The following is a 25,933-nucleotide window of genomic DNA, read 5'->3' on the forward strand; positions in this document are numbered from 1 at the left end:
GGTGCACGCTTCCCTGCCTCGGGGTCGGCCGATGAAACACCGCACCTTCTTCTGGTTCATCCTGCCATCGGCGACGGCGATGCTCTTGTTCATCGCCCTGCCCATCGTCTCGGTGCTGATCCAGTCGGTCCATGCGCCGCACCAGCAGGTGATCCGCGAAGTCGAGAACTGCAACGTCTTCGGCTGCACCACCACCACGGTCGTCGATCAGGAGGCGACCCGCCTCCTGCGCGAAGCCGCGCCCATGGGGCGCTTCGTCGGAACCGGGATCTACACCGACCGCAATCATCTGGCGATCTCCGAAGTCGGCGCGCTCTGGACGAAGTCGGAAGGGATGGGCGATTTCTTCGGTCAGCTTCTGAACCTGCCGTTCTACGGGGCACTGGCCTTCACGCTGACCTACACGGCCCTCGTTACCCCGCTGGCCATCCTGCTTGGCTTTGCCGTCGCCCTGGCCGTCAACGCCATCCCGCGCCTTTTCCGCGGCCCGGCCATCTTCGTCTCGCTTCTGCCGATGATCGTGACGCCGCTGGTGGGCGCGCTGATCCTGTTCTGGATGGTGGACGCTCGCGGCATCCTCGGTGCGGCAATCCAGTCGCTGGTGGGGGACCCCACCCTGTCGATCAAGGCCTCCACCCCGCTGATGTGGGCCATGCTGATCGTCTATGGCATCTGGTCCACCTCGCCCTTCGCCTTCGTCGTCTACTACGCGGGCCTTCAGACCGTGCCGCAGGACACGCTGGAATCGGCGATGATCGACGGCGCCACCCGCTGGCAGCGCATCCGCCACGTGATCTTCCCGCACCTGCTGCCCCTGACCACCTTCATGGCGCTGATCAAGATCATGGACAACTTCCGCGTCTTCGAGCCGATCGTCAGCTTCAACGCCGGCGCCCATGCCCAATCGCTGAGCTATTTCATCTACTCCGACCTCGGGGGCGAGACGCGCCTGCTGTCCTCGGCGGCGGCGACGTCGGTGCTGACCATCCTTGGCGTCGTGATCCTGCTTTCGCCGGTCCTCGTCCGCACCTGGCGCAGCTTCGGAAAGGAAACGGCATGAGCACCCGGCTGGCCGACCGCCGCCCCCCCGCAATGCAGGCCATCCTGATCGGGTTTCTCGCCCTCTGGCTGGTGATTGCGGCCTTTCCCTTCCTGTGGACGCTCTGGGGAAGTTTCAAGGTCGAGGGCGACTTCTTCTCCAAGGCGGACTGGGCCAATGCCCTGCGCGGCCCCCTGACCCGCGCCGAGACCGGCGGAGCCTTCACCGGCGCGGGCTATCATGGCGCCTGGATCCAGGAGTCATTCTGGCGCGCCGCGATCAACACCCTGATCGTCGTGGTCAGCGTGGTGACGATCTCGCTGACCTTCGGCACGCTCGGAGGCTACGCGCTCAGCCGCTCGCCCTACCGGTATGCCTTCTGGCTGCTGATCGTCGCGCTGGTGTTCCGCGCCATGCCGCCGATCGCGCTGATCTCGGGCTATCTGTTGCCGTTCTACCAGTGGAACCTCTGGGGCCACCTGCCCACCGCGATCATCGTGCTGGTGGCGATCAACCAGCCCTTCACGCTGTGGATGCTGACCTCGTTCTTCCGCAACATCCCCAAGGATCTGGACGAAAGCGCCATGGTCGATGGCTGTTCGCGGTTCCAGGCCTTCCGCCACGTCATCATCCCGGTGATGTGGCCGGGGGTGATCACCACGGGGCTGTTCAGCTTCCTTCTGGCCTACAACGACTTTGCCGTGACGGCGATGCTGCTTGACAAGGAAAACCAGACGATGATCCCCAAGATCGCCTTCTTCCTGGGCACCACGCAGACCAAGGGCAACGTGATGTTCGCGGTCGCGGCCGTCGTCTCGGCCACCGCACCGCTCTTCCTGCTGGTGGTGTTCTTCCAGCGCCAGATCGTCAGCGGCCTGACCGCCGGCGCCGTGAAAGGATAGGTCATGGCCGATATCCAGTTGAAATCCCTCACGAAACGCTGGGGTGCCTTCGTCGGGCTGAAACCGATGGACCTGCATATCGGGGACGGCGAGTTTCTCGTCCTGCTCGGCCCCTCGGGCTGCGGCAAGACCACGACGATGCGCATGATCGCGGGGCTGGAGGATGCCAGCGGCGGCGACATCCTGATCGGCGGCAAACGGGTCAACGACCTGGAACCCAAGGACCGCGACATCGCCATGGTGTTCCAGTCCTATGGCCTTTACCCGACGATGACGGTCTACGAGAACATCCGCTTTCCGCTGAAGGTGCGCGGCATCCCCGAAGCCGAACACCACGACCGGGTGATGCGGGCGGCCAGGACGGTGGAGCTGACCGAGTTCCTCGACCGCAAGCCCGCGGCACTTTCGGGCGGGCAGCGGCAGCGGGTGGCGCTGGCCCGCGCGATCGTGCGCAAGCCCAAGGTCTTCCTGATGGACGAGCCCCTGTCGAACCTCGACGCGAAACTCCGCGTCTCGACGCGCGCGCAGATCAAGAACCTGCACCATGAACTCAGGACGACCACCATCTACGTCACCCATGACCAGATCGAGGCGATGACGCTGGCCGACCGCGTGGTGGTGATGAGCCGGGGCGAGGTGCAGCAGGTCGGCACGCCTCTGGAAATCTACGACCGGCCGGCGAACACCTTCGTTGCGGGCTTCATCGGCAGCCCGGCGATGAACCTGATGCAGGGCACGCTCAAGGGCGGCGTCTTCGAGGCCGAGCATGTCCGCATCCCCGGCCTTGCCGGCCCCGACGGCCCGGTGACGCTGGGCTTCCGCGCCGAGGATGCCAGCATCGCAGCGACGGGCGAAATCGCCGCGCCGATCTACGCGATGGAGCTTCTGGGCGATGCCTAGATGGCCACTGTCCAGGCGGGCGGCGCACTGGTGGCGGTGAAGGCCGCCAAGGATTTCCAGGGGCGGATCGGCCAGCCCATCGCCGCCCATGTGCCCGCCCGCATCTGCCACTTGTTCGACGCCAGGACCGGCGTTCGGCTGACCAGGACCTGAGGAGACCACGCATGGCTGTCCAGCACCTGAAATCCGGCAAGCCCGCCGAGGCCCGCGCCGAGGACGACGCAAAGGTCCGCGTCACGGTCGAAGGCATCCTGAAGGACATCGAGACCCGCGGCGATGCCGCCGTGCGCGAGCTTGCGCAGAAGTTCGACGGTTATTCAGCCCCCTCCTTCCGCCTGACGCTTTCGGAAATCGAGGCGGCGATGCAGAAGGTCAGCGCGCGGGACATGCAGGACATCCGCTTCGCGCAGGACCAGATCCGCCGGTTCGCGCAGGCGCAGCGGGCCAGCATGATCGATATCGAGGTGGAAACCCTGCCCGGCGTCTTTCTCGGCCACCGCAACATCCCGGTCCAGTCGGTCGGCTGCTATGTGCCGGGAGGCAAGTTCCCCATGGTCGCTTCGGCCCACATGTCCGTCCTGACGGCCAGCGTCGCGGGTGTGCCCCGCATCATCTCCAGCGCGCCCCCGGTGAAGGGCGCGCCGCACCCCGCCATCGTTGCCGCCATGCAGATGGGAGGGGCGCATGAGATCTACGTCCTCGGCGGCATCCAGGCCGTCGGCGCCATGGCGCTGGGGACCGAGACGATCCGGCCGGTGGACATGCTGGTCGGTCCCGGCAATGCCTTCGTCGCCGAAGCCAAGCGCCAGCTTTACGGCCGTGTGGGCATCGACCTGTTCGCCGGCCCCACCGAAACCATGGTGATCGCCGACGATACCGTGGGCGCCGAGATGGTGGCGACCGACCTTCTGGGTCAGGCCGAGCACGGCTACAACTCGCCCGCCTGCCTGATCACCAACTCGGCCCGGCTGGCCGAGGGCACCCTGGCCGAGATCGACCGGCTGCTGGCGATCCTGCCCACGCGCGACACGGCGGCGGTGTCGTGGCGCGACTATGGCGACGTGATCCTCTGCGACACGCATGACGAGATGCTCGCCGTCGCCAACGACATGGCCTACGAGCATGTGCAGGTGATGACCGACCGCGACGACTGGTATCTCGAAAACATGCACAGCTACGGGGCGCTGTTCCTTGGCCCCCGGACGAACGTGGCGAACGGCGACAAGGTGATCGGGACAAACCACACCCTGCCCACGAAGAAGGCCGGGCGCTACACGGGCGGGCTCTGGGTCGGCAAGTTCCTGAAAACCCACAGCTATCAGCGCATCACCACCGACGCGGCAGCGGCCCTGATCGGCGAATACGGCTCGCGGCTCTGCATGCTCGAGGGCTTTGTCGGCCATGCCGAGCAGTGCAACGTCCGCGTGCGCAGGTACGGGCACAGGAACGTGGGATACGGAATGGCCGCGGAATGACGGGCATGGACGCGACAGGCACCCAGCGGGCACGAAGCCTTGCCAGCCTCGCCGCCGTCCGGCGGATGGAGGATGCGCTGGGGCGCGGTGAAACCGACATGACGCCCTATTTCACGCCGGATTTCCTGTGGCGCGGAAACCGTGGCTGCGGCACCAAGAAGGGGATCGCGGAATTCCGCCGCAACTGGCCGCGCCCCTTGCGCGCGGCCTTCACCGATCGCGTCTATCTGACCGAACGGATGATCGCCGACGGCGACTGGGCCGCCTGCTTCGGCCATATCGAGGCCACGCATTCCGGCCCCTTCATGGGGATCGCGCCGACCGGCCAGCGGGTCCGCATCCCCTACATGGATTGCTGGCGGATCGAGGACGGTCGCATCGCCGACAATCCGGTCTTCGTCGATTTCGCCGAAGTGCTGTTCCAGCTTGGCCGCGACGTCTTCGGCGGCGAGGGATGGGAGTCCTTCGATGACGGTCGCCGCGAGCCCCCCGCGCCCGAAGGCACCTGACCCATGCGCCTGCCGCAAACTCCCTCCTTCCGCCTCGACGGCCGCCGCGCGCTGGTCACCGGCGCCTCCTCCGGCATCGGGCTCGGGGCGGCGGCGGCGCTGGCCGGGGCAGGGGCTGCGGTGACGCTGGTGGCCCGGCGCGCGGGCGAACTGGAGGCCCTGCGCGACGCGATCCGCGCTTCGGGCGGGCAGGCCGAGGCGCTGGCGCTGAACATCACCGATCTGGCCGCCACGGCCACCGCGCTGGCCGGACGCGGCCCCTTCGACGTGATGGTGAACAGCGCGGGCCTTGCCCGCCATGCCCCCGCGCTTGACACCACGCCCGCCGACTATGACGCCGCGATGGACCTGAACCTGCGAGCGGCCTATTTCCTGACGCGCGAGGTGGCGCGCGGCCTGATCGGTGCGGGCAAACCCGGCAGCCTGATCAATGTCTCTTCCCAGATGGGACATGTCGGCGGGCCGGACCGCGCGGTCTATTGCGCCAACAAGCACGCGCTGGAAGGCATGACCAAGGCGATGGCGCTGGAATGGGCGCCGCACGGCATCCGCGTGAACACGCTGTGCCCGACCTTCATCCGCACGCCTCTGGCCGAGCAGACGCTGGCGTTCCCCGAACGCCGGGCCTGGATCCTGTCGAAGATCAAGCTTGGCCGGGTGGGCGAAATCGAGGATCTGATGGGGCCGGTCGTGTTCCTCGCCTCGGACGCCTCGGCCCTGGTGACGGGGACACATCTGATCGTGGACGGAGGCTGGACCGCAGAATGACTGACCAACCCGCCAAGGTGACCGCCACCGATGTGGCCCGGCTGGCCGGGGTCAGCCAGTCGGCGGTCAGCCGCGTCTTCACCCCCGGCGCCTCGGCGTCGAAGGCGACCATCGAAAAGGTGCGCGCGGCCGCCGAGAAGCTGGGCTACCGCCCCGATCCGCTGGCCCGCGCGATGATCACCGGCCGGACGCGGATCATCGGGCTGGTCGTGGCCTATCTGGAGAACCAGTTCTACCCGGTCGCGATCGAACATCTCAGCCGGGTTCTGCAATCCAGGGGCTATCATGTCCTGGTGTTCATGGCCGAGAACTCGACCGAGAAGGTTCCGCAGGTGGTGCAGGAGCTTCTGGACTACCGGGTGGACGGCATCATCACCGCGTCTGTCGCCATGACCAACGACCTGACCGCGCGCTGCCGGGCCGCGGGCATTCCGGTGGTGATGTTCAACCGCGGCCAGGATGACGCGGGCCTCTCCGAAGTCACATCGGACAATGTGGCGGGCGGGCGCAGGGTCGCGGACCACCTGATTGCCACCGGGCACCGCCGCATCGCCCATATCATGGGCTGGCAGGGCTCTTCCACCGGGCGCGACCGCGCGCGCGGCTTCACCGAGGCGCTGCGCGAGGCGGGCCTTCAACCCTTCGCGATGATCGACGGCATGTATTCCCGCGACGAGGCGGCCAAGGCGACCCGTGCCTTGTTCTCGGGGCCTGACCGGCCTGACGCGATCTTCGTCGGCAACGACCACATGGCCTTTGCCGTGATGGACTGCCTGCGCTTCGAGCTTGGCCTGTCGGTGCCCGGCGATGTGTCGGTCATCGGCTATGACGACGTGCCGCTGGCGGCCTGGCCGTCCTACAACCTCACCACGCTTCGCCAGCCGGTGCGGCGCATGGTCGATGCGACGGTCGAAATCCTCCTGAACCAGATCGAGGGCGAAACCACCCCCTCGCGCATCCGCATCGAAGGCCCGCTGATCGAGCGCGGAACCGTGCGGGAAAGGACCGGAACATGAAGGGCTTCGCGAACCGCTGGAAGGATTTCCCCGACTACATCCTGGGCATCACCCGCGAGATCTGGGAAGGCCGCAACCTTGCCGGGCTGCACCACTGGTATGCGCCCGACATTCCGGTGCGCACGCCGATGGGGGTGGCGGTGGGCAATGCGGGCGTCATCGCCTCGACCTTGGCCACCCTGCACGAATTCCCCGACCGCCAGCTTCTGGGCGAGGACGTGATCTGGTGCGGCACGCCCGAGACGCATCTTCTGTCGTCGCACCGCATCCTGTCCACCGGCACCCATGGCGGTGACGGCTGGTTCGGTCCGGCGACCGGCCGGCGCTTTGCCGTGCGCGTCATCGCCGATTGCGCGGCGCGCAACGATGCCATCGACGACGAATGGCTGGTGCGCGACAATGGCGGGATCGTGCGGCAACTTGGCGGCGACCCGCGCGCCTTTGCGCGCGATCTCATCGCCCGCGAGGGGGGCCGGAAGCCGCCACCCGCCCTTTCAGGCCCGAGGTGGACCGGCCCGGCCCCTACCTGTCCCCCGGCAACGACCACGAGACCGGCGCCCGCTATGCCACCACGCTGACCCGCGCCATGCAGGGCGATCTTGCGCATCTGCTTTCCGAATACGACCGGGCCGCGCAGGCCGACCATGCCGGTGCGCGGCATCTGATCGGGGCGCAGGCGATCGCCGACAGCTGGCTGTCCCTGCGCGCGGCCTTCCCCATGGCCCGCTTCGCCATTCACCACACCATCGGCATGGACGGCGGCCTGATGCCCCCCCGTGCCGCGCTGCGCTGGTCGCTCGACGGCACGCATGACGGCTGGGGCGCCTTCGGTCCGCCGACGGGCGCGAGGGTGCACGTCATGGGGCTTGCCCATGCCGAATACGGCCCCTGGGGACTGCGCCGCGAATGCGCGCTGTGGGATGAAATCGCGATCTGGAAACAGATCCTTCTGCACAAAGGTGAGACATGACCCCCGATCAGATGGAAGCCCGCATCGTCCGCTATGGCGACCTGCGCCCCTGCAAGACCGCCTTCATCGATGCCCATACGCCGGGCAGCGACCGGAAGGAGAATTTCACCATCATCGGCGGCGGCGTCAGCGAGGCGGCCGATCAGCATGTGCACATCCGCGAGACGCCGGGCTTCAACATCGGCGCGGCCGGTCAGCCGCCGGGCTGCCGCAACTCGCTGCACAGCCACCGCACCGCCGAGGTGTTCTTCGTGCTCAAGGGCCGCTGGCGCTTCTTCTGGGGCCGCTGGGGCACGGCGGGCGAATTCATCGCCGAGGAAGGCGACATCTTCAACATCCCCACCGGCATCTTCCGCGCCTTCGAGAATGTCGGCACCGATTACGGGATGATCATGGCGATCCTGGGCGGCGACGATGCCGGGGGCGGGGTTATCTGGGCGCCGCAGGTCATCACCGATGCCAAGGACTACGGCCTGGTGCTGGGCGAGAACGGCCGACTTTACGACACCAAGAAGGGCCAGCATCTGCCCGACGGTGTGAAGCCCATGCCGCTTCTGACCGAGGAGGAGCTCAAGGCCTTCCCCGAACCGACCACCGCCGAGGTGATCCCGAACCATGTCGCCCGTTACTGGGATCTGATGGCGCTTTCCGACCGTCAGCCTTGCAAGGTGATCGGGGCGACCGGTGTCCTGCGCGATCGCCCCGGTTTCGAGGTGGAATTCCTGTCGCGAAACTCGATCCCCGACACGCCCTACAAGTTTGACCGCCACGAGGTGCTGATGCCCATGCGCGGCCACTGGCGGCTGACCTGGGCCAGCGGCAGGACGGTGCTGAACCCCGGCGACACCGCCGCGATCCCGCCCGGCCTCGATCATTCCCTCGCTCCCTCGATGACCGGCGAGTCCAGCCTCTACCGCGTGATTGCCACCGACGATCCGGCCGGACCGACGGGGAGGCTTCTGTGATGCTGGCCACCCATGTCGGCTCGCTGCCCCGCCCGCAGGCTGTGGTCGATTTCCTCTTCGCCCGCGAACGCGGAGACGACTACGACCCAGCCGCCTTCGATGCCTGCATGGCAGCGGCAGTCATGGAGAATGTCCGCCGCCAGAAAGAGGCGGGCATCGACATCGTCTCGGACGGCGAATGTTCGAAGATCAGCTATGCGACCTATGTGTAAGGACCGCTATACCGGCTTTTACGGCGACAGCCCGCGCAACGCGCCGGCCGACCTCAAGATGTTCCCGACCTTTCTCGAACGGCTGGCGAAGCAGGGCGGCACGCCGCAGTATGCCCGCCCGCAATGCACCGGCCCGGTGGAAAGCAAGGGGCAGGGCGAACTCCTCAAGGACATCGCCAACCTCAGGGCGGCGATGGCCGCCCATGGGCTCAGCCGCGGCTTCATGAACGCGGCCAGCCTCGGCGTCATCAGCCTGTTCCTGCAGAACGCCCATTACCCCGACCGGCAAGCCTATCTGACCGCGCTGGCCGATGCGATGGGCGAGGAATACCGCAGGATCCTCGACGCGGGCCTTGACCTGCAACTCGACTGCCCCGACCTCGCCCTCTCACGCCACATGCTCTTCACCCACCTGTCGGATCAGGAGTTCCTGCGCGTGGCCGCGACCCATGTCGAGGCGCTGGAACGCGCACTCGACGGCCTGCCGCGCGACCGGATCCGGCTGCACATCTGCTGGGGCAATTACGAAGGCCCGCATTGCTGCGACATCGACATGGCCCAGGTCTTTTCGCTGCTGATGTCCGTGCCCGCCCGCTATGTGCTGTTCGAAACCGCCAACCCCCGCCACGGGCACGAATGGACGGTGTTCCGCGACCGGGCAGACGAAATCCCGTCGGACAAGATCCTTGTCCCCGGCGCGGTGGACACGACGACGAACTTCATCGAACATCCCGACCTCGTGGCGCAAAGACTCCAACGCTTCGCCGATATCGTCGGCCGCGAGCGTGTGATCGCGGGCAGCGACTGCGGCTTCGGCACCTTCGCGGGCTTCGGCGCGGTTGATCCCGAAATCGCCTGGGCCAAGCTGGCCACGCTGAAGGAAGGGGCCCGGCGCGTCCGATGACCCCGCTGGTCCTCATCCCCGGCATGATGTGCGATGCGCGGATGTGGGGGCGCGTTCCCGCGGCCGTGTCTCCCCGGCCCGTCGCCCATGCCCTTCCGATCGGGGCCGAGACCATGGCCGCGCTGGCCCGGTCCGCCCTGGACGCTGCCCCGCCCCGCTTTGCCCTCGCCGGACTGTCGATGGGCGGGATCGTCGCTATGGAGGTCGTGCGGCAGGCCCCGGAGCGGGTCGAGCGGCTGGCGCTTCTGGACACGAACGCGCTTGCCGAGGCGCCCGAGGTCCGCACCCGCCGCATGGCCTATTACCGCGCCATGCACGATGCACCGAAACCCTCGGTCGCAGTGGTCGAGGATCTCGATTGGCCGCACTGCATCGGCGCCTTCTGGGGCGAAATCAACACCACGGTCCACAAGGGTTTTGGCATGTCGGGGGCCTTGACGAACGGGGTCGTGCGCGACCTTGGCGACCTGCCGCAAGGCTTTCCGGTGATCGCAGGCAGCATCGGACCAAGCCACGGTTTCGTCCATGTCCGCAGCCTCGGCCAGCCGGTCCGGGTGATGGGGCTTGAGGTGCGGCAGGGCGACCTGATCCACGCTGACCGCCACGGAGCCGTCGTCATTCCTCCCGAGGTGGCCGGTCGGCTTGGCGAGGCGATCGGCAGGTTGCGACAGATGGAACGGCTGATCCTTGACCCGGCCCGTCAGGCGGATTTCGATTTCGCTGCCTTCGAAATGGCTTGGAGCGCATTCGAAAAGGCGCGCACCTGACCGCCCCTTGTCCTCGTCATTCCGGTCAATCATCGTCCGACGGCGCTCGACCTCTCCACGAGACACCGCAGCGGCCCAGCCGAACGCGGCCATGCTGGCGGCGATCTTCCCCACCTGGTCCGGCCCGCGGGTCTTCGCGTTCTTGGCGTAGGACTGCAGGCGCGCAAGCGGCCAGGTCTCGAACCGACCGGGGGCGAAGCTGAGGGTCATGTCGTTCCTGTCGATGATGGGGCGGCTTCCGCCAGGGTGGATTCCGCGATGCGGGTATCCACCGGCTTCCGGCTGGACTCCGGCGTCCTGGGTGTCCACCCCGGAGTCCACCAGACAAGTGGTTGATTTATTGTGCTATTTCAGCGATTGTCAGGTGGGCACCACTCGGGGTGGCTTCCCGAAAATCCGGCCCTGTCGCTGGCGATGTGCCGCGCTTCGCCCGCCAGCATACGTTTCGGCCCGAAAAGGAACCGGAAAACAAAGGCTTGGCGGTCTGGACCCCGGCTGGACCCTGTGCTGGACCCCGGAAGCCGGCGCCGGCGGTACGTCCCGCGCGCCTCTCCCGAGTATATCCGGTTTGTAGCTCTCGGCCGGGGTGCGGTGAACCCTCTGCGATGTCTCTCCGAAAATTGTCTCACCGGACGATTCTTCTTGACAGCTGGTCGGCGTTTTCGACGACGAAGCGCCTCGACCGCTTCGCGGACGGCACGCGTCCGTTCAGCCGCCACGTGATGAGTGCGATGCCGTATTGCCAGTGGCGGTTGGCCGCGGGGCGGCTCAGGCCGACCTCCCAGCCGATCTTCTTCCACGGCTGCCGGTTGGCGCGCAGCCACACGATGCGGGCGTCGTCACGCTCCAACCAGCGCAGCCAGAGGAGAGTATCCTCGGCCTGAGTGATGTCACGCGGGCTTGGGCGTGGCCGTCGCATCCGAGGTTCCTGGCCGACCTGATCCGCGAAGGTGTGGAAATACTCGGGCCAGGCGTTGAAGTAGCCCTGCGGCTTCACCTCGGGCAGCGACCGGAACACGTCGGCGGCACGCTCGAGCCGGTCCTCGACCATGGCAGGCGTCCAGTCAGCCATTCGCGACCTCACGTTCGGTCAAGCGCGGCCCATAGATCTTCTCGCCGAGCTGGCGGACCAGTTCGCGCTCGGGCCAGGTGAGGCGGGGATCGTCCGCAGAAATCGCCAGCAGCCCCTGTTCCTGCCACCCCTCCCGCTTGACCTGCTCGGGATCCCTGCGTTGGCCGCCGTAGCCCCTCGGATGCCACCTCATCCCAGGCCTCCGTTCGTCTCGAGCGCCCAATGGAGGATCGCGATGGCGTCGGCCTCGTTGTCGTCGGCGGGCGAGAACCCTCGCGCTCGTGCCGCGGCGATCATCGCCTCCTTCGGCGCGTTGCCCTTGCCGGTGGCGTGGCGCTTGATGGTGCCGACCGGGACGCCTTGATAAGCAACCGAGTTCTGCTCGCACCACACTTCGAGAATTGCCAACCAGCCTCCGTAGAGATGGGAGGCGTCCGTCCCCGCATGCCGGCGAACCTGCTCGTAGATCAGCTGATCGAAGCCGCCGGAGAGCTGATGGACCTCGTCCAGCCACGCTCGGAAGCGCAGAAAGCGCATGCCGCCACCCTGCCACCGGTCCTGCTTGAATTCGACGACGCCGGTCGTGATTGCCCGATCACGCGTTAGAAGCGCCCATCCAGTCCGCGTACCAAGGTCCAAAGCCAAGATGCTCATCTTACGTGCTCCCAGCCAGGAACTGGCAAGCCGGGTCGCCGACCTCACGATGCGCAACCCGAACCAGCCGCGCAGCGTGGATCGCGACCACCTGATCGAGGTGTTCAAGGCGCGTGTCGACAGTGGCGGCATGATGCTGGTGGACAGCGACATCTATCCTGTCGAGCCGCTCAACACCCAGTATGCCGACATCGTATTGCCTGCCGCCGGATGGGGCGAAGAGGACTTCACCCGCTGCAACGCCGAACGCCGTCTGCGGCTCTACGCCAAGATCAACGACGCCCCCGCCGATGCAAAACCCGACTGGTATGCCGTCGGCCTTTTCGGCCAGAAGATGGGCTTTGCCGGCTTCGACTGGAAGGATTCCAACGCCATCTTCGAGGAAGCCTCGCGCTATTCTCGCGGCGGGGTGCTGAGCTATCACGTTCTGGCGCAGGAGGCCAAGAAAGAGGGCAAGCGGGCGCATGAAAAGCTGCGCGAACTCGGCACCACCGGCATCCAGACCCCGGTCCGTATGATTGACGGCCAGATGGTCGGCACTGGACGGTTGCATGATCCGGCGAACGACTGGGGTGAAATCGACGGCGCCACAGCGGACAGCAAATGGCTGTATGCCTTCGACACGCATACCGGCAAGGCCAACATGCTCAAGACGCCTTGGTCCAATGACAGCTGGATCGACTTCTATGACGCGATCAAGCCTCGGGCCGAAAAGGGCGAAATCTGGATCACCAACGGTCGCGTCAACGAAACCTGGCAGTCCGGCTTTGACGATCTGCGCAAGCCCTGTCTGGCCAAGCGCTGGCCTTGGCCGCATATCGTGATCCACCCTGACGACGCCGCCCCGCAGGGAATCGAGTCGGGCGATTTGGTCGAAGGCTATAACGACGCGGTCTATGTTCAGACCGGCGCGCCGATCGGGGTGACAGAAAAGGACCTGTCCTTCACGAAGTTGATGGAAACCGGCCACATCAAGACCACAACAGGCCAGTTCGTCGCCGTCGCCATCGTATCCGACGAGATGCGCCCCGGTGTTGCCAAGGCAGCCTTTAACTATCCCGGTGCCATGGCGAACTCTGTCTGCCACGCGGTGCCCGACCCTGTCTCCGGCAACTACCGCTACAAGCTGGGACGCGGCGTGCTGCGCAAGGTCGACGAAAGCGCCTACAAGCGGAACTTCCTGGAAATGTCGCTCAAGCCGCGTCCGATCAGCTGATTCTCCCTTGCTGCCGCCGGAAATCTTTCTGGCGGCAGTCATCTTGCAGGAGGTTTCGCCATGCAGATCGCCTTCATCCATGCAACGGAACCCGGTTCGGTTGACGCCACGCTCAACGCTGTTCTGGCGCAGCTGTCGGGGGCTGGCTGGCGTCTCGAAGGCGTCATCCAGGAACCGTCAGGAACCGGAGATCGCCACCGCTGCGATATGGATCTGATCGATGTTGCCCGTGGCGACAGATTGTCCATAAGCCAGAATCTGGGCCGCGGCTCAACGGGTTGTCGGCTCGACCCGAATGCAATAGAAATTGCAGCGCGCCGGGTTCAGGATGACCTGCGTGTCAAGCAGACTGATCTTCTGGTCATCAACCGCTTTGGCAAAATCGAGGCCATGGGCCTAGGTTTCTGCCCCGTCATTGCGGAAGCACTTGAAATCGGCGTGCCAGTTCTTTTGGGAGTGAACGACCTTAACCGGCCCGCATTCGAAAGCGTTTCGGGCGGGCTAGTTGTTTGATCCCACGGTTTAATGGTGCGATCCTTTCGCAGGAATGGAAGGAAGCAGCATGGGACAGGTTCGTCACGGGAGCGCCACGACGACGCACGCCGTCAGAGCAGCAATACAGCGATCGCAAGCTTCGCTCGCGCAACTGAGCCGGGAACTGGGTATCAACCCCAAGACAGTGGCGAAGTGGCGGAAGCGCGCGACGATCGAGGATAGGAAGACCGGGCCGACGGAACCGCGCTCGACGGTTCTGACCGAGCAAGAGGAAGCGGCGGTCGTGGCGTTTCGGCGCCACACCCTGCTGCCGCTGGACGACTGCCTCTATGCCTTGCAGCCTTCGATCCCGCACCTGACACGGTCAGCGCTGCACCGGTGCCTGCAGCGATGAGCCATTGCGGCGCCATTGGTTCAAGCCCAATGGCGAATGCATCTCGCGGCTATCGGATGTCGAGGGCGAAAAGCTCAAGCGCCAGAAGTTCAAGCGCTACCTCATCGGATTCTTCCACATCGACATTGCCGAGGTGCAAACAGCTGAGGGCAAGCTCTATCTCTTTGTGGGCGTTGACCGAACGGCCAAGTTCGCCGTCGCTCAACTCGTTGCAACGGCCGACAGAAAGACCGCCTGGGAGTTCCTGCAGCACCTGCTCGAAGCTGTGCCTTATCAGGTCCACACCATACTGACCGACAACGGCATCCAGTTCGCCGAACAATCCCGGAACCGGAACACCATCTATTCTCGGCCAATGCGCTTCGACATGATCTGTGATGCCAACGGGATCGAGCATCGGCTGACCAAGCCCAACCACCCCTGGACCAACGGGCAAGTCGAGCGGATGAACCGAACGATCAAGGACGCGACGGTGAAACGGTTCCATTACGAAACCCATGATCAGCTGCGAACCCACCTCGCCGACTTTCTCGCCGCCTACAACTTTGCCCGCCGACTCAAGACGCTGCACGGCCTCACGCCCTACGAATACATCTGCAAAATCTGGACATCAGAGCCGGAAAAATTCATCCTCGACCCGACCCACCAGATGCCGGGACTAAACAATGGGCGTAGTGCAGGATCATCCGGCGCAGGCCCCAGTCGCCCGCGGGGCCGGTTCAGCTGACGGTGTCCCCCGACACCGCGAACTGCGCCGGGGTCGCTGCGCCGAAGAGGGCTGCGACCTGCGTCGCCGCAGCAGCCGTCTTGTCCGCGGTCCCTGCAAAGCCTACCGCCGGGGAGCAGGTGATCCGTCCGCGCGAGGGAAGGACGGCTGGCCGGGCATCGCGGCACGCGCGCTGTAGGGATTCGGCAGCGTGTTGCCCGGCTGCACGTCCATCAACAGGAAGGGATAGAACGTCACCCGCAGCCCCCGCGCCTTCATCTCGCGGATCGCCTGCACCACCGCGAAATCCGCTGGCGTGCCGCCGGCAAAGAGCCCGGCATGGGTCCCTTGGCATGGGGTTCCGGCGCCGTATTCGGGGTGCGCTGTCATGTTCCATCCGAGGCGGATCTGATGATGTGACCGCCCCCCGAAGTCCTCATGCTGCGCATGAACGACACCGCAATGCTCGATCCGCAGGCAGGCTGCCCGGATTTCCGGCAGAATTAGGGTGAGAACGGAAGCCCCGCAGTGCCGCCCGGGTGCAACCGGTTGACGGAATCGGTCCTGCGGCCTTCCTCGGTGGTATGCCATCCCCGCTGTCCATCGTCGTTGTCGAGCCCGACCCCGACCGCGCCCGGTCCATCGTGGACGGTCTGCGCGAGGCGCAGGACTGCGAGATCCTGGTGATCGGCGAAACCGCCGCATTGTCCCGTCGCATCGCCGAACGGAACCCGGATGTGGTGCTGATCGACATCGCGCATCCCTCGCGCGATGTGCTGGAGGAGCTGGCGCTGGCCTCCGGGCCTCTCGACCGGCCGGTGGCGATGTTCGTGGACCGCTCCGACCCCGAACTGACCCGCGCCGCGATCGAGGCGGGCCTCTCGGCCTATGTGGTGGCAGGCCTGCGCCCCGACCGGCTGCGCGCGGTGATCGACACCGCCGTAAGCCGTTTTGCCCTGACCAGCCGGATGCGCGCCGAACTTGATGCCGCGCGGCGCGCGCTGGAAGAGCGCAAGGTGATCGACCGCGCCAAGGGTATCCTGATGAAGGCGCGCGGCATCGGCGAGGACGAGGCCTATGCGCTCTTGCGCCGCACCGCGATGGACCAGAAGCGCCGCATCGCCGATGTGGCCGAGGCGCTGGTCACCGCTGCGGGGCTTCTGGGATGAGCGGGCCGCGTGTTTCGGTGGGGTTCCTGCCGCTGACCGATGCCGCGCCGGTGCTGCTGGCGCAGGCGCTGCACTTCGATGCGGCCGAGGGCATCGGGATCGACCTCGTGCGGGTGCCGAACTGGTCCCATCTGCGCGACCTTCTGGTGCTGGGGCAGGTCGATGCGGCACAGATGCTGGCGCCGGTGCCGGTGGCCATGGCGCTGGGCCTTGGCGGCCTGCGGGCGGTGGTGGATGCGCTGATGGTGCTGTCGGTCAACGGCAATACCCTCGGCGTGTCGCGCGCGCTGGCCGGGCAGATGCGCGCGCGCGGCTTCGGCTTCGACTTTGCCGATGCGCTGGCCGCACGCGACGCGCTGGCCGCGACCGGGCCGATCCGGCTGGGGGTGCCCTTCCCCTTTTCCACCCACATGGAACTGGTGCACCGCTGGGTCGAGGGCAGCGCGCTGGCCGCGGACGGACGGCTGGCGGTGCGCACCGTGCCGCCGCCGCTGATGGCCGCGGCGCTGGCGGCGGGCGAGATCGATGCCTTCTGCGTCGGCGAGCCCTGGGGGTCGCTTGCGGTCGAGCAGGGCGTGGGCGAACTGCTTCTGCCCGGCGCGGCGATTTGGGGTTCGGCCCCCGAGAAGGTGCTGGCGATGCGGCGCGACCGGGCCGAAGAGCGCCCCGACATCGCCGGCGCGCTGATGCGGGCGGTGTGGCGGGCGGCGGCATGGCTCGAGACGCCGGACCACCGGATCACCGCCGCCGAGCTGCTCGCGCAGCCAGACTTCCTTGACCTTGCGCCCGAGACGATCGAGCGCGCCCTGTCGGGGCAGATGGTGATCTCGCCTGCGGGCGAGTTGCGCGGGGTGCCGCGGATGATCGCCTTTCACGGCGGCGCGGCAGGCTTTCCCTGGCGCAGCCAGGCGACCTGGTTCGCGCGCCGGCTGGCGCGGCGGCACGGCCTTGATCCGGGCGCGGCGGCGGCGGCGGGAACGGCGGTCTGGCGCAGCGATCTCTACCGCCGCCACCTTGGCCCTGCGGGCGCCGATCTGCCGGCCGCCTCATCGCGGCTCGAAGGCGCCGTGCGCGTGCTGACCGCCGTCGCGTCAAGCCGCGGGCGGCTGATTCTGCCGCCCGACGGTTTCTTCGATGGCGCGATCTTCGACCCCGAAGCGGCGGAGTGCTGAAAATTCCGGCAATTCGGCGCGGACGGCCGGCGGCGGCATTGCTGCAACCGCTTTGCCGCGCCGCAGCGCTTGACCCCGGGCACCTGCCTCGGTCATCCTGCGATCGAAGGTGAGAGCAGCGCCGCCATCACCCTTCCTTCGGCCGCAAGGATGCGGCCTTCCATCCGGCAACGAGGCCACCCGTTCCTGCCCGCAGCCCGGGCATGGTGCCGGTGGCCTTTTGCATGTCAAAGCCTCGCCCGGACGCTGCCCCACAGGACGCCGGGCCCCCGCCAAGGAGACCCCCATGACCGGACCGACCCGCCGTCGCTTCCTGACCTCCGCCGCCGGCGCCGCCGCCACCCTGGCCGCCGCCCGCGCGCTTCTGCCCGCAGGGGCCTGGGCTGCAACGCCCACACCCGAGGTGACGGGCTGCAAGCTGGGCTACATCGCGCTGACCGACTCGGCGCCGCTCATCATCGCCGTGGAAAAGGGGCTCTTCGCCAAGCACGGCATGCCGGATGTGGTGGTGGAAAAGCAGGCGAGCTGGGGGGCCACGCGCGACAACATGGCGCTGGGTTCGGCCAACGGGGGCATCGACGGGGGCCATATCCTGCGGCCCAAGGTGCATCTCTATGCCACCGGCACGGTGATGCAGAACAAGCAGCCGCTGCCGATGTACATGCTGATGGGCCTGAACGAGAACTGCCAGGGTCTTTCGGTGGCGCAGGCCTATGCCGACAGCGGCGTGGGGCTGGACAGCGCGCCGCTGAAGGAAATCTTCGCGGCAAAGAAGGCCGCGGGCGCCGAGGTGCCGGTGGCCATGACCTTCCCCGGCGGCACGCATGACCTCTGGATGCGCTACTGGCTGGCGGCGGGCGGGATCGACCCGACGAAGGACGTGGACCTGATCGTGGTGCCGCCGCCGCAGATGGTCGCCAACATGAAGGTCGGCAACATGGAGGCCTTCTGCGTCGGCGAGCCCTGGAACGAGCAGCTGGTCAACCAGGGCATCGGCTTTACGGCCGCGACGACGGGCGAGTTGTGGCTGAACCACCCAGAGAAGGTGCTGGGGATGCGCGCCGACTGGGTGGACGCCAACCCCAACGCCACCCTCGCGCTGATGATGGCGGTGATGGAGGCACAGATGTGGTGCGACGATGCCGCCAACAAGGACGAGATGGCCGCCATCGTCGGCCGCCGCCAGTGGTACAACGTCCCGGTGGCCGACATCTCGGGCCGCATCAAGGGCGAGATAAATTATGGCAACGGCCGCAAGGAAACCCGGCCGGAGCTGGCCATGACCTTCTGGCGCGGCGGCGCGACCTCGTTCCCGTGGAAGTCGCTCGACGCCTGGTTCGTCACCGAGAACCGTCGCTGGGGCTATCTGCCCGGCGCCACCGACACCAAGGCGCTCGTCGATGCCACAAACCGCAGCGACCTGTGGCTGCAGGCGGCCGCGGCGCTGGGGCTGGAGACCTCGGGCTTCGGGGACAGCCGGGGGGTGGAGACGATGTTCGACGGCAAGACCTTCGACCCGGCGAACCCGGAGGCCTATCTCGACAGTCTGTCGATCAAGGCGATGGCGTAAGGGGGCGGGGCGATGAATGTGACTACGCTGAAACCCCGCCAGGTGCCGGCGCCGCAGACGGCGGCGCAGGTGCTGCCCTTGCCGGTGGTGGCCCGGCCACGATTGCGGCTGGCGGCGCTGGGCCGGTTCGTCGCGGAACGGGTGGCGCCTCCGGTCGTGGTGCTGATCGTGGTGCTCTTGATCTGGCAGCTTTCCTTTTCCGGTGGGACTTCGGGTCTGCCTGCCCCCACCGATGTATGGGACCAGAGCCGCGACCTTATTGTCGACCCGTTCTTCGTCTACGGGTCCCAGGACATAGGCCTCGGCTGGCGGGTGCTGACCTCGCTGGAGCGGGTGGCCTATGGCTTCGGCCTTGCCGCCATCGTGGGCGTGCTGGTGGGCGCGGTCCTGGGGCAGTCGGCGCTGATGATGCGGGGGTTCGATCCGATCTTTCAGGTCCTGCGCACGGTGCCGCCGCTGGCCTGGCTGCCGATCAGCCTTGCCGCCTTCATGGACAGCCGGCCCTCGGCGATCTTCGTGATCTTCATCACCGCGATCTGGCCCATCATCATCAACACCGCCGCCGGGGTCCGCGCCATTCCGCAGGATTACCGCAACGTCGCCGCCGTGCTGCGGCTCAACCAGATCGAGTTCTTCTGGAAGATCATGGTGCCCTCGGCCGCGCCCTACATCTTTTCGGGGCTGCGCATCGGGGTGGGCCTTTCGTGGCTGGCCATCGTCGCGGCCGAGATGCTGACCGGCGGCGTCGGCATCGGGTTCTTCATCTGGGATGCCTGGAACTCCTCCCGCCTGACCGACATCATCGTGGCGCTGGTCTATATCGGGCTGACAGGCTTCATCCTTGACCGGCTGGTCGGCTGGATCGGGCGCGTCGTCTCGCGCGGCACGGCGGAGTGAGGGCCATGGATCAAAGCTATCTCAAGATCGATCGCGTCTGCAAAAGCTTCTCCAAGGGCGCAAAGGTGACCGAGGTCCTGTCGGATGTCCGGCTGACCATCGACAAGGGCGAGTTCGTGTCGATCATCGGCCATTCCGGCTGCGGCAAGTCCACCCTTCTGAACCTGATCGCCGGGCTGACCGAAGTCACCACGGGCGCAATCATGCTGGAAGGGCGCGAGGTCAACGCCCCTGGTCCGGACCGCGCGGTGGTGTTCCAGAACCACAGCCTGCTGCCCTGGCTGTCGGTCTATGACAACGTCAAGCTGGCGGTGACCAAGGTCTTTGGCGCGACCAAGACCAAGCCGGAACGGCACGACTGGATCATGCAGAACCTGGACCTGGTGCAGATGACCCATGCCGCCGACAAGCGGCCCGGGGAAATCTCGGGCGGGATGCGGCAGCGGGTGGGCATTGCGCGCGCACTGGCGATGGAGCCGAAGATCCTGCTGCTCGACGAGCCCTTCGGCGCGCTGGACGCGCTGACCCGGGCGCATTTGCAGGACGCGGTGATGGAGATCCATGCCCGGCTGAAGAACACCATGATCATGATCACCCATGACGTGGACGAGGCCGTGCTGCTGGCCGACCGCATCGTGATGATGACCAACGGCCCGGCGGCACGCATCGGAGAGGTCCTGCCCGTCGCCATCCCCCGTCCGCGCGACCGGATCCAGCTTGCCAGCCACCCCGATTACGTCCGGGCCCGCGAGGCGGTGCTGCGGTTCCTGTATGAACGTCACCGCTTTGTCGAAGCGGCGGAGTAACGGCCATGAAACAGAGACTTGTGGTGATCGGCGCGGGCATGGCCTCGGGCCGGATGCTGGAGCATCTGTTCGAGGCGGGCTTTGACGGCGAAGTCACGCTGTTCAACGCCGAGCCGCGCGGGAATTACAACCGGCTGATGCTGTCGCCGGTGCTGTCGGGCGAGAAGACCTACGACCAGATCGTCACCCATGACGCGGGTTGGTACGAAAGCCATGGCGTGGATTGCCGTTTCGGCGAGCCGGTGGTGAAGATCGACCGCGAGAACAAGGTGGTCTATTCCGCGCAAGGGGGCGTGCCCTATGACGCGCTGGTCATCGCCACGGGGTCGGCCCCGTTCATCCTTCCGGTGCCGGGGAAGGACCTGCCTGGGGTCTGCACCTACCGGGATCTGGAAGACACCAACGCGATGATCGCCGCCAGCCGTCCAGGCGCGAAGGCCGTGGTCATCGGCGGCGGCCTCTTGGGGCTGGAGGCGGCGGCGGGGATGGCCGCGCGCGGGGCCGAGGTGACGGTGATCCACCTGATGGGCCATCTGATGGAGCGTCAGCTGGACCCCGCGGCGGGCTATCTCCTGCAGAAGGACCTGGAGGCGCGGGGCATCCGCATCCATTGCAAGGGCGCGACCAAGGCGATCCTTGGCAGGGACCGGGTGGAGGCGGTGCTTCTGGAAGACGGGACCGTCTATGACGCCGATCTGGTCTGCATGGCCGTCGGCATCCGGCCCGAGGTGCGGCTGGCCCATGACGCGCATCTGGAGGTCGGGCGCGGGATCGTGGTCGATGACCAGATGCGCACGAGTGATCCGGCGATCTATGCGCTGGGCGAATGCGTGGAGCATGACAAGCAGCTGTTCGGGCTGGTCGCGCCGCTCTACGATCAGGCCAAGGTGCTGGCGGCGACCCTGCTGGGGCAGGAGGCGGCGTTCAAGCCGGTGCAGACCGCGACCAAGCTGAAGGTCACCGGGGTCGATCTCTTCAGCGCGGGCGACTTTGCCGAAGCGCCGGGGCGCGAGGACATCGTGTTCCGCGATCCGGGGCGCGGGGTCTACAAGCGGCTGATCCTGGAAGGCGAGCGCCTGATCGGCGCGGTGATGTACGGCGACACCGCCGACGGGTCCTGGTTCTTTGACCTGATCCGGCAGGGAAAGGACGTCTCAGACCTGCGCGACACGCTGATCTTCGGGCCCGCCTATGCCGGGGGGCCCACCGCAAACCCTCTGGCAGCCGTTGCAGCCTTGCCGCCTGAGGCGGAAATCTGCGGCTGCAACGGCGTCTGCAAGGGCAGGATCGTTCAGGCCATCGAAGGCGGGGCCACGACGCTGGACATGGTGCGGGCGCAGACCAAGGCCAGTGCGTCCTGCGGCACCTGCACCGGGCTGGTGGAGCAGGTGATGGCGCTGACCCTGGGCGACGGGTTCACCGCCAACGCCAATCCGCCGATGTGCAAATGCACCGACCACACGCATGAGGACGTGCGGCGGCTGATCAAGTCGCGTGGCCTCAAGTCCATTCCGGCGGTGATGCAGGAACTGGGCTGGAAGACCTCGGGCGGCTGCGCCACCTGCCGGCCGGCGTTGAACTACTACCTCTTGTCCGACTGGCCGCTCGAGTATCGCGACGACCGGCAGTCGCGCTTCGTGAACGAGCGCAACCACGCCAACATCCAGAAGGACGGCACCTATTCGGTGGTGCCGCGGATGTGGGGCGGCGTCACCACCCCGGCCGAGTTGCGCGCGATTGCGGATGCGGCCGAGAAATACGCGGTGCCGATGGTCAAGGTCACCGGCGGGCAGCGGATCGACCTTCTGGGGGTCAGGAAAGAGGACCTGCCCGCGATCTGGGCTGATCTGAACGCCGCCGGCATGGTCTCGGGCCATGCCTATGCCAAGGGCCTGCGCACGGTGAAGACCTGCGTCGGCACCGAGTTCTGCCGCTTCGGCACGCAGGATTCGACCGGGCTGGGGATCAAGCTGGAAAAGCTGCTCTGGGGGGCCTGGACCCCGGCCAAGGTCAAGCTGGCGGTGTCGGGTTGCCCGCGCAACTGCGCCGAGGCCACCTGCAAGGACGTGGGCGTGGTCTGCGTGGAAAGCGGCTATCAGATCGGCGTCGCGGGGGCGGCGGGGATGGATGTGAAGGAAACCGAACCTCTGCTGACCGTCGCCACCGAGGACGAGGTGCTCGAGGTCGTCGCGGCCTTCATCCAGCTTTACCGCGAGAATGCGCGCTACCTGCATCGCATCTACAAATGGGTGGCCAAGGTGGGCCTCGACTGGTGCCGTGCGCAGGTGGCCGACCCGGCGGCCCGCGCCGCGCTGGTCGAGCGGTTCCGCATCAGCCAGTCGGTCTATCAGACCGACCCCTGGGCCGAACATGCCGCCCGTCCCGCCGATTGGGCCCCCGTGGCCGACCTGACGCTGAGGGCCGCCGAATGACCATGATCGACATTGCCGCCCTGGACGACATCCCCCGCGAGGGCGCGCGCGTGGTGCGCACGGCGCTGGGCTGCATCGCCGTCTTCCGCACCGCCGACGACCGCGTTTTCGCGCTCGACGACCGCTGCCCGCACAAGGGCGGGCCGCTGTCGGAGGGGATCGTGCACGGGTCCCTTGTGACCTGCCCCCTGCATGGCATGGTTTTCGACCTGGCCACCGGGCTGGCGCAGGGGGCCGATACCGGATCGGTCGCCACCCATCCCGCCCGGGTCGAGCGCGGGCGGGTGCTGATCGGGCTTGAGGTCATGCGCGCGAGACCGGCGGCATGACGGCGCCGGGGCCATCCGTCCGCACCACCTGCCCCTATTGCGGCGTGGGCTGCGGCGTGCTGGCCACGCCCGACGGGCGGGGCGGTGCGGCCATTGCAGGCGATCCCGACCATCCGGCCAACCGGGGCCGGCTCTGCGTCAAGGGCGCGGCGCTGGGCGAGACGCTGTCGATGCAGGGCCGCCTTCTCGCGCCGCGGATCGGCGGGGCAGAGGCGACCTGGGATGCGGCGCTGGACCTGATCGCCGAGCGCTTTTCGCGCACCATCGCCGCGCACGGGCCGGATGCGGTGGCGCTCTACGTCTCGGGCCAGTTGCTGACCGAGGATTACTACGTCGCCAACAAGCTGATGAAGGGCTTCATCGGCAGCGCCAACATCGACACCAATTCGCGGCTGTGCATGGCCTCCTCGGTGGCCGGCCACCGCCGCGCCTTCGGCACCGACACGGTGCCGGGGCAGTATGACGATCTGGAACAGGCCGATCTGGTGGTGCTGGTGGGCACGAACCTCGCCTGGTGCCATCCGGTGCTCTATCAGCGGCTGATGGCGGCGCGGGCGGCGCGTGGCACGAAGATCGTGGTCATCGACCCGCGCCGCACCGCCACCTGCGAAGGCGCCGACCTGCACCTCGCCATCGCGCCGGGGGCGGATGCGCATCTGTTCAACCTCCTCCTGTGCCGTCTGTTCGACACCGGCGGCTTCAGCGCCGCCTTCCTGCCGAAGCTGACCGGGGCCGACGCCGCCCTGACCGCCGCCCGCGCCGCCCGGGCCGAGGCGACCGGCCTCGACCCTGCCGATCTGGAACGGTTCCTCGCGCTCTGGGCCGGGACCGAAAAGGTCGTCACCCTCTGGTCGCAGGGCATCAACCAGTCCGACAGCGGCACCGACAAGGTGAATGCGATCCTGAACTGCCACCTGGCCACGGGCCGGATCGGGCGGCCCGGCATGGGCCCCTTCAGCGTCACCGGTCAGCCCAATGCCATGGGCGGGCGCGAGGTGGGGGGGCTTGCCAACATGCTCGCCTGCCATCTGGAGATCGAGAACCCCGTCCATCGCGCGGCGGTGCAGGGGTTCTGGGCCAGCCCGACCATGGCCGAACGGCCGGGGCTCAAGTCGGTGGAGATGTTCCGCGCGGTCGAGGCGGGGCGCATCCGCGCGCTGTGGATCCTCCACACCAACCCCGCCGTCTCGATGCCCGAGGCCGACCGCGTGGCCCGCGCCATCGCCGCCTGCGACTTCGCCGTGGTCAGCGACGTCTGGCCCGACACCGACACCGCGCGACGCGCCCATGTGCTTCTGCCCGCCGCCGCCTGGGGCGAGAAGGATGGCACGGTGACCAATTCCGAACGCGTCATCAGCCGCCAGCGCGCCTTCCTCGCGCCGCCGGGTCAGGCACGGCCCGACTGGTGGCAGCTGGCGCAGGTGGCGCGTCGGATGGGCTTTGCCGGGTTCGACTGGGACGGTCCGGCCGCGATCTTTGCCGAACACGCCGCGCTTTCGGGGGTGGCGGGTGCGCTTGGCAGCGATTTCGACATCTCGGGCCTTGCCGGGGCGGATTACGATGGCCTGTCCCCTGTGACCTGGCCGCAGGGAAAGGTCCGCCGACGCCGGTTCTTCGCCGACGGGCAGTTTCACACGCCGGACGGGCGGGGGCGCATGGTGCCCGTCGTGGCGCGGCTGCCCGCCCCTGTGCCCGAGGCGCAGCCGTTCCGCCTGAACACCGGGCGCATCCGCGACCAGTGGCATACGATGACGCGCACGGGTCTCTCGCCGCGCCTCGCGCAGCACCTTGGTGAGCCCTATCTGGAACTGCACCCCCGGGATGCGGCGGCGCTGGGGCTGGCGCCCGCCGCGCTGGCCTGCGTCGAAAGCCCCCAAGGCCGCGCCATCCTGCGGGTTCTGGTCAGCGACCGGGTGCGCCCCGGCCATCCCTTCGCGCCGATGCACTGGACCGGCGAAACCGGGCCCACCGGCCGGACCAACGCGTTGGTGCCGGCGCTGACCGACCCGGTTTCGGGCCAGCCCGCCAGCAAGTCGGCCGCCGTCGCGATCCGCCCCCTTGCCGCCGCCTGGCACGGCTATGCCGTTTCGCGCACGCCGCTGCGGCCGGATTGCGCCTACTGGGCGACAGCGCCGGTCGCGGGCGGGCACGCGGCCGAACTGGCCTGCACCGAAGCGCCGGGGGACTGGACGGCGCTGGCGACCCGCATCCTCGGCGCCGCCCCGGACATGGCACTGACCGACCGGGCGCGCGGCATCCACCGCTTTGCCGTGCTTCAGGCGGGGCGCCTGAGCGCAGCGCTGTTCCTCTCGCCCGAACCCGTGGTGCTGGCGCGCGGGCATCTGGCGGGGCTTCTGGGCCAGAGCGCCCCGGCCGCGCTGGCCGGTCGCGCCCCGGCCGACCTGCCCGATCCGGGGCCCACCGTCTGCGCCTGCCTCAATGTCGGGCTCAACACCCTGATGCGCGCCATCGCGGCGGGCGAGGTGACGACACTCGCCGAAATCGGCGCCGCCCTCGGCGCGGGCACCAACTGCGGCTCCTGCCGGCCGGAGCTTGCCGCCCTACTCGACCTCCGGCGCATCGCGGCGGAATGA

The 25,933-nt window shown here is 67.4% G+C and carries 21 protein-coding genes and 5 pseudogenes; 22 read left to right on the forward strand and 4 right to left on the reverse strand.

Going from position 1 to position 25,933, the window contains the following annotated elements; genetic code table 11:
- Window positions 1-31: 31 nt before the first annotated feature.
- The 11 genes and pseudogenes from G8O29_RS12840 to G8O29_RS12895 all read left to right on the forward strand — a co-directional run bounded on the left by G8O29_RS12840 (window position 32) and on the right by G8O29_RS12895 (window position 10,427).
- Entirely contained in the window at window positions 32-1,060 is a 1,029-nt protein-coding gene (locus tag G8O29_RS12840) for a carbohydrate ABC transporter permease (protein ID WP_166403632.1), read from the forward strand.
- A gap of 32 nt (window positions 1,061-1,092) precedes the next feature.
- Window positions 1,093-1,941, forward strand: coding sequence for a carbohydrate ABC transporter permease (locus G8O29_RS12845; RefSeq protein ID WP_437440810.1), 849 nt, complete (start codon window positions 1,093-1,095; stop codon window positions 1,939-1,941).
- Window positions 1,942-1,944: 3 nt separating this feature from the next.
- Window positions 1,945-2,994 (forward strand): annotated as a pseudogene (locus G8O29_RS12850) (ABC transporter ATP-binding protein).
- 11 nt (window positions 2,995-3,005) lie between these two features.
- Window positions 3,006-4,316, forward strand: a complete 1,311-nt coding sequence (hisD, locus tag G8O29_RS12860) for a histidinol dehydrogenase (RefSeq protein ID WP_166403636.1) — start codon at window positions 3,006-3,008, stop codon at window positions 4,314-4,316.
- Window positions 4,313-4,825, forward strand: coding sequence for an ester cyclase (locus G8O29_RS12865; protein WP_437440808.1), 513 nt, complete (start codon window positions 4,313-4,315; stop codon window positions 4,823-4,825). The genes hisD and G8O29_RS12865 overlap by 4 nt, the downstream gene beginning before the upstream one ends.
- Window positions 4,826-4,828: 3 nt before the next feature.
- Complete coding sequence (locus G8O29_RS12870) at window positions 4,829-5,593, forward strand: SDR family NAD(P)-dependent oxidoreductase (RefSeq protein ID WP_166403638.1); 765 nt, start codon at window positions 4,829-4,831, stop codon at window positions 5,591-5,593.
- Window positions 5,590-6,609 (forward strand): LacI family DNA-binding transcriptional regulator, encoded by a 1,020-nt coding sequence (locus G8O29_RS12875; RefSeq protein ID WP_166403639.1) that lies wholly within the window; start codon window positions 5,590-5,592, stop codon window positions 6,607-6,609. The genes G8O29_RS12870 and G8O29_RS12875 overlap by 4 nt, the downstream gene beginning before the upstream one ends.
- Window positions 6,606-7,579 (forward strand): annotated as a pseudogene (locus tag G8O29_RS12880) (nuclear transport factor 2 family protein). The gene G8O29_RS12875 and the pseudogene G8O29_RS12880 overlap by 4 nt, the downstream one beginning before the upstream one ends.
- Window positions 7,576-8,544 carry a cupin domain-containing protein gene (locus G8O29_RS12885; RefSeq protein ID WP_166403640.1) on the forward strand — a complete coding sequence of 323 codons (969 nt, stop codon included), beginning with the start codon at window positions 7,576-7,578 and terminating at the stop codon, window positions 8,542-8,544. Before G8O29_RS12880 ends, G8O29_RS12885 begins: the two are co-directional and overlap by 4 nt.
- Window positions 8,544-9,660, forward strand: a pseudogene (locus G8O29_RS12890) (cobalamin-independent methionine synthase II family protein). Before G8O29_RS12885 ends, G8O29_RS12890 begins: the two are co-directional and overlap by 1 nt.
- Window positions 9,657-10,427 (forward strand): RraA family protein, encoded by a 771-nt coding sequence (locus G8O29_RS12895; protein WP_166403641.1) that lies wholly within the window; start codon window positions 9,657-9,659, stop codon window positions 10,425-10,427. Before G8O29_RS12890 ends, G8O29_RS12895 begins: the two are co-directional and overlap by 4 nt.
- 625 nt (window positions 10,428-11,052) lie before the next feature.
- Here G8O29_RS12895 and G8O29_RS12905 read toward each other — a convergent pair.
- Genes G8O29_RS12905 through G8O29_RS12915 form a run of 3 tightly spaced genes read right to left on the reverse strand, consistent with a single transcriptional unit; the run spans window position 11,053 to window position 12,153 of the window.
- Complete coding sequence (locus tag G8O29_RS12905) at window positions 11,053-11,499, reverse strand: DUF6362 family protein (RefSeq protein ID WP_166403642.1); 447 nt, start codon at window positions 11,497-11,499, stop codon at window positions 11,053-11,055.
- The gene (locus tag G8O29_RS12910; protein WP_166403643.1) at window positions 11,492-11,692 is read right to left on the reverse strand and encodes a hypothetical protein; all 201 of its coding nucleotides are present in this window, start codon (window positions 11,690-11,692) and stop codon (window positions 11,492-11,494) included. Before G8O29_RS12910 ends, G8O29_RS12905 begins: the two co-directional genes overlap by 8 nt.
- Window positions 11,689-12,153: a RuvC family protein gene (locus G8O29_RS12915; protein ID WP_166403644.1), complete on the reverse strand. Its 465-nt coding sequence runs from the start codon at window positions 12,151-12,153 to the stop codon at window positions 11,689-11,691. The genes G8O29_RS12910 and G8O29_RS12915 overlap by 4 nt, the downstream gene beginning before the upstream one ends.
- 49 nt (window positions 12,154-12,202) lie before the next feature.
- Between G8O29_RS12915 and G8O29_RS12920 the strand changes: the two genes are divergently transcribed.
- The 3 genes and pseudogenes from G8O29_RS12920 to G8O29_RS12930 all read left to right on the forward strand — a co-directional run.
- On the forward strand, window positions 12,203-13,369 hold the full coding sequence (locus G8O29_RS12920; protein ID WP_166403645.1) for a molybdopterin dinucleotide binding domain-containing protein: 1,167 nt from the start codon (window positions 12,203-12,205) through the stop codon (window positions 13,367-13,369).
- A 60-nt stretch (window positions 13,370-13,429) separates the two neighbouring features.
- Entirely contained in the window at window positions 13,430-13,882 is a 453-nt protein-coding gene (locus G8O29_RS12925; protein WP_166403646.1) for a DUF2478 domain-containing protein, read from the forward strand.
- 49 nt (window positions 13,883-13,931) lie between these two features.
- Window positions 13,932-14,922: pseudogene (locus G8O29_RS12930) on the forward strand (IS481 family transposase); the annotation flags it as partial.
- Here G8O29_RS12930 and G8O29_RS12935 read toward each other — a convergent pair.
- Window positions 14,903-15,288: pseudogene (locus G8O29_RS12935) on the reverse strand (hypothetical protein); the annotation flags it as partial. The pseudogenes G8O29_RS12930 and G8O29_RS12935 sit on opposite strands and share 20 nt — an antisense overlap.
- Before the next feature lie 260 nt (window positions 15,289-15,548).
- On the opposite strand from G8O29_RS12935, the gene G8O29_RS12940 reads away from it, so the two are divergent.
- From G8O29_RS12940 to G8O29_RS12975, 8 genes are all read left to right on the forward strand, one after another.
- Window positions 15,549-16,133: an ANTAR domain-containing response regulator gene (locus G8O29_RS12940; RefSeq protein ID WP_166403647.1), complete on the forward strand. Its 585-nt coding sequence runs from the start codon at window positions 15,549-15,551 to the stop codon at window positions 16,131-16,133.
- Window positions 16,130-17,305 (forward strand): ABC transporter substrate-binding protein, encoded by a 1,176-nt coding sequence (locus tag G8O29_RS12945; RefSeq protein WP_166403648.1) that lies wholly within the window; start codon window positions 16,130-16,132, stop codon window positions 17,303-17,305. Before G8O29_RS12940 ends, G8O29_RS12945 begins: the two co-directional genes overlap by 4 nt.
- Window positions 17,306-17,591: 286 nt before the next feature.
- A complete protein-coding gene (locus tag G8O29_RS12950) occupies window positions 17,592-18,875 on the forward strand; it encodes a CmpA/NrtA family ABC transporter substrate-binding protein (protein WP_166403649.1) in 1,284 nt (427 codons plus the stop codon).
- A gap of 12 nt (window positions 18,876-18,887) precedes the next feature.
- Window positions 18,888-19,772, forward strand: coding sequence for a nitrate ABC transporter permease (gene ntrB, locus G8O29_RS12955; protein ID WP_166403650.1), 885 nt, complete (start codon window positions 18,888-18,890; stop codon window positions 19,770-19,772).
- 5 nt (window positions 19,773-19,777) lie between these two features.
- Window positions 19,778-20,578, forward strand: coding sequence for an ABC transporter ATP-binding protein (locus tag G8O29_RS12960; RefSeq protein ID WP_166403651.1), 801 nt, complete (start codon window positions 19,778-19,780; stop codon window positions 20,576-20,578).
- A 5-nt stretch (window positions 20,579-20,583) separates the two neighbouring features.
- The gene (gene nirB, locus G8O29_RS12965) at window positions 20,584-23,010 is read left to right on the forward strand and encodes a nitrite reductase large subunit NirB (RefSeq protein ID WP_166403652.1); all 2,427 of its coding nucleotides are present in this window, start codon (window positions 20,584-20,586) and stop codon (window positions 23,008-23,010) included.
- Window positions 23,007-23,339 (forward strand): nitrite reductase small subunit NirD, encoded by a 333-nt coding sequence (gene nirD / locus G8O29_RS12970; protein ID WP_166403653.1) that lies wholly within the window; start codon window positions 23,007-23,009, stop codon window positions 23,337-23,339. Before nirB ends, nirD begins: the two co-directional genes overlap by 4 nt.
- A complete protein-coding gene (locus tag G8O29_RS12975) occupies window positions 23,336-25,933 on the forward strand; it encodes a nitrate reductase (RefSeq protein WP_166403654.1) in 2,598 nt (865 codons plus the stop codon). The genes nirD and G8O29_RS12975 overlap by 4 nt, the downstream gene beginning before the upstream one ends.

The sequence above is a fragment of the Rhodobacter calidifons genome (assembly GCF_011174775.1).
GTDB lineage: Bacteria > Pseudomonadota > Alphaproteobacteria > Rhodobacterales > Rhodobacteraceae > Tabrizicola > Tabrizicola calidifons.

Excerpts from the sequence above, each read along its gene's own strand:
- G8O29_RS12840 (WP_166403632.1), top strand. The coding sequence starts at position 32 with ATGAAACACCGCACCTTCTTCTGGTTCATCCTGCCATCGGCGACGGCG.
- G8O29_RS12845 (WP_437440810.1), top strand. The coding sequence starts at position 1,093 with ATGCAGGCCATCCTGATCGGGTTTCTCGCCCTCTGGCTGGTGATTGCG.
- hisD (WP_166403636.1), top strand. The coding sequence starts at position 3,006 with ATGGCTGTCCAGCACCTGAAATCCGGCAAGCCCGCCGAGGCCCGCGCC.
- G8O29_RS12865 (WP_437440808.1), top strand. The coding sequence starts at position 4,313 with ATGACGGGCATGGACGCGACAGGCACCCAGCGGGCACGAAGCCTTGCC.
- G8O29_RS12870 (WP_166403638.1), top strand. The coding sequence starts at position 4,829 with ATGCGCCTGCCGCAAACTCCCTCCTTCCGCCTCGACGGCCGCCGCGCG.
- G8O29_RS12875 (WP_166403639.1), top strand. The coding sequence starts at position 5,590 with ATGACTGACCAACCCGCCAAGGTGACCGCCACCGATGTGGCCCGGCTG.
- G8O29_RS12885 (WP_166403640.1), top strand. The coding sequence starts at position 7,576 with ATGACCCCCGATCAGATGGAAGCCCGCATCGTCCGCTATGGCGACCTG.
- G8O29_RS12895 (WP_166403641.1), top strand. The coding sequence starts at position 9,657 with ATGACCCCGCTGGTCCTCATCCCCGGCATGATGTGCGATGCGCGGATG.
- G8O29_RS12905 (WP_166403642.1), bottom strand. The coding sequence starts at position 11,499 with ATGGCTGACTGGACGCCTGCCATGGTCGAGGACCGGCTCGAGCGTGCC.
- G8O29_RS12910 (WP_166403643.1), bottom strand. The coding sequence starts at position 11,692 with ATGAGGTGGCATCCGAGGGGCTACGGCGGCCAACGCAGGGATCCCGAG.
- G8O29_RS12915 (WP_166403644.1), bottom strand. The coding sequence starts at position 12,153 with ATGAGCATCTTGGCTTTGGACCTTGGTACGCGGACTGGATGGGCGCTT.
- G8O29_RS12920 (WP_166403645.1), top strand. The coding sequence starts at position 12,203 with ATGCGCAACCCGAACCAGCCGCGCAGCGTGGATCGCGACCACCTGATC.
- G8O29_RS12925 (WP_166403646.1), top strand. The coding sequence starts at position 13,430 with ATGCAGATCGCCTTCATCCATGCAACGGAACCCGGTTCGGTTGACGCC.
- G8O29_RS12940 (WP_166403647.1), top strand. The coding sequence starts at position 15,549 with ATGCCATCCCCGCTGTCCATCGTCGTTGTCGAGCCCGACCCCGACCGC.
- G8O29_RS12945 (WP_166403648.1), top strand. The coding sequence starts at position 16,130 with ATGAGCGGGCCGCGTGTTTCGGTGGGGTTCCTGCCGCTGACCGATGCC.
- G8O29_RS12950 (WP_166403649.1), top strand. The coding sequence starts at position 17,592 with ATGACCGGACCGACCCGCCGTCGCTTCCTGACCTCCGCCGCCGGCGCC.
- ntrB (WP_166403650.1), top strand. The coding sequence starts at position 18,888 with ATGAATGTGACTACGCTGAAACCCCGCCAGGTGCCGGCGCCGCAGACG.
- G8O29_RS12960 (WP_166403651.1), top strand. The coding sequence starts at position 19,778 with ATGGATCAAAGCTATCTCAAGATCGATCGCGTCTGCAAAAGCTTCTCC.
- nirB (WP_166403652.1), top strand. The coding sequence starts at position 20,584 with ATGAAACAGAGACTTGTGGTGATCGGCGCGGGCATGGCCTCGGGCCGG.
- nirD (WP_166403653.1), top strand. The coding sequence starts at position 23,007 with ATGACCATGATCGACATTGCCGCCCTGGACGACATCCCCCGCGAGGGC.
- G8O29_RS12975 (WP_166403654.1), top strand. The coding sequence starts at position 23,336 with ATGACGGCGCCGGGGCCATCCGTCCGCACCACCTGCCCCTATTGCGGC.